Below are 2625 nucleotides of genomic sequence, written 5' to 3'. Positions count from 1 at the left end.
ATTTCAAAGTCCCTCTCCCAAGGTTGGGAGAGGGATTTAGGGTGAGGGCTTTTGATTCATGCAATAAGTCTAATAACCAATGCCCAATGCCCAATGCCCAATGCCCAGTCCCTATTACTTCAATTCCAGGGTAACTTGCTGTAAGTTGCCGGTGAATGCAAAGGGTGTTTGGTAAGTATCTACCGCAGGTGTGCCAGTATCTTGACCAACATCAAAGGTTCCATCTAAACCAAATCGATAACCTACGGTTTTATCAATGCGGCCTTGGGCAACCTGCTGATCATTAATCAAGAGCTTACCAGTACCACCTGCTCCGGGAGCGCCGCCATCATAAGTAAAGTCAAATTTGATTTGGGATTTACCGATCGCAATTGGTTGAGAAGATTGAATGATTGTGCGATCGCTATTTAATAAGTTGTAAGCAAAGGTGGGTTTGCCTTCTTTCAAAAAGAAACTCCAACCTGCAAAACGTCCGCCTTGGGTGACTAAAACGCCTTCAGTACCATCTTTGGCAGCATCCACATCGGCAGTGATGCTAAAGGAGCGATTCTTAATATTGGGAGCGCTGCCCTCGGGAATCCCTGCAACAGATGTGTAATAAGTAAAGTTATTGCGTCCTGTGGTTAAGTTGGAACGGGTTTTGACATCAAACCGTTGAATTAAGCGATCGTCCAAGGGCAGAACTTTGTATTTCTTTGCTTCCTTCAGAAATAGATTTTGTAGTTCTGCTAACTTGTCAGGGTTCTGCTTGGCTAAATCGTTGGCTTCACTGAAGTCTTTGGTAATATCGTATAGTTCCCAATTATCTTCATCGAAGGTGGTTTTGGAGACACGCTCCCAAGGTAAGCGTCCATGACGGGCGGCTGCTACCCAACCTTGATCGTAAATGCCACGATTGCCCAACATCTCAAAATACTGGGTTTTGTGATGGGATGGTACAGCAGGATTATCAAAGCTATAAACAAGGCTAGTACCTTCGATGGGTTGTTGTTTTACACCGTTGACTACCTCTGGTTCTTCAATCCCCACAGCTTCCAGAATTGTAGGCGCAATATCAATTACATGATGGAATTGACTCCGCACTCCACCACGATCTTTGATGCGTTGGCGAAGCCCGCCGGAGGCATCGCCCCAAGCCACAACTAAACCATTGCGGGTTCCGCCGAAGTGAGAAGCAATTTGTTTTGTCCATTGGAAGGGGCTATCTACTGCCCAAGCCCAAGCTGCATGAAAATGATTGAAGGTCTTTGGCCCACCTAAATCATCTAAAGCCGCGAGAATTTCTTGAGGACTTTCTGTTACGCCATTAAAGACTTTTAATTCATTGATACTACCTGTTAAGCCGCCTTCAGCACTCGCACCATTATCGCCGGCGATGAAAAAGACTAAGGTGTTATCCAATTCACCCAGTTGATCGATCGTGTCAATGACTCTACCAATTTGTGCATCGGTATGGCTGAGGAAACCTGCAAATACTTCCGCCTGACGCGCATAAACTTTCTGCTCGGTGGGAGTGAGGGAATCCCAAGCCGGGAGTTCCGCCGGGCGAGGAGTCAGCTTAGTATCGGCGGGAATTACACCAAGGGCTAGCTGACGAGCAAAGATATCTTCGCGTAATTTATCCCAACCTTGATCAAATTTACCCTTGTACTTGTCGATCCATTCTTTGGGCGCATGGTGTGGGGCATGGGTAGCGCCAGTGGCAAAGTAGGTAAAGAAGGGTTTATCAGGAGCGATCGCTTGTTGGGTGCGAATCCACTTAATTGCATGGTCTGCTAGATCAGGGGTAAGGTGATAATCAGGGCGATCGCTTGGTTTTTGAATATGTTGGGTATTTTCCACCAAAGCTGGACTCCATTGATTGGTATCACCACCCAGAAATCCATAGAAGTACTCAAAACCTAAACCTGTCGGCCAGCGATCAAATGGGCCGGCTGCACTGGTCTCATAATCTGGGGTATTGTGCCATTTGCCAAAGGCTGCCGTGTTATATCCATAGTCTCGCAATACTTCAGCGATCGTTGCCGCACTTCTAGGTAAAATCGCAGTATAACCTGGATAGCCTGTGGCTAACTCCGTAACCACACCTGTACTTACAGAATGATGGTTGCGTCCCGTGAGTAATGCGGCTCTGGTAGGAGAGCAGAGTGCTGTAGTGTGGAATTGGTTATAACGTAATCCCCTTTCTGCTAGACGGTCTAAATTAGGCGTATCAATCAGACCGCCAAAGGTGCTGGTTTGTCCAAAACCGACATCATCAAGCAACACCAGCAACACGTTTGGTGCATTTTCTGGAGCCTTAATGGGTTTGGGGAAGTCTGGTTCGGATTCTTTGTAAGTAATGCCAATTTTGCCTTTAAAAGATGGTTGGAGTAATGGCAATTTGTCGCCATAGTCCGCCCAAGCAGGTAGAGGTAAGAGGCTAGAAAATATTAGCGTCAGGGCTGTCAAAAAGGCGATTCTCCTTCGGAGACGCTGCGCGAACGCACCAGAAGTTAACTTGAGAGATGCATACAAAGAATCTCTCTTGTGAGGATCAGTCAGTTGTGCCATTATTGTTGCTCATCAAAGGTGGGAGCGATGCGATTTTGTGAGATGCCTTACTTCGTTTGGGCAGGGGGCAGG

At 46.8% G+C, this 2625-nt stretch carries 1 protein-coding gene; it reads right to left on the bottom strand.

Features of this window, described 5'->3' with window-relative positions; translation table 11 throughout:
* Window positions 1-114 precede the first annotated feature (114 nt).
* The gene (locus tag ACFE90_RS37750; RefSeq protein ID WP_375507339.1) at window positions 115-2553 is read right to left on the bottom strand and encodes an arylsulfatase; all 2439 of its coding nucleotides are present in this window, start codon (window positions 2551-2553) and stop codon (window positions 115-117) included.
* Between the last annotated feature and the right edge of the window lie 72 nt (window positions 2554-2625).

Origin of the sequence: uncultured Nostoc sp. (assembly GCF_964245445.1) — a bacterium.
Lineage (GTDB): Bacteria > Cyanobacteriota > Cyanobacteriia > Cyanobacteriales > Nostocaceae > Nostoc.
Note: the sequence above shows the minus strand (reverse complement) of the source record. Positions and strands in the feature narration are given on the sequence as shown.

Excerpts from the sequence above, each read along its gene's own strand:
- ACFE90_RS37750 (WP_375507339.1), bottom strand. The coding sequence starts at position 2,553 with ATGGCACAACTGACTGATCCTCACAAGAGAGATTCTTTGTATGCATCT.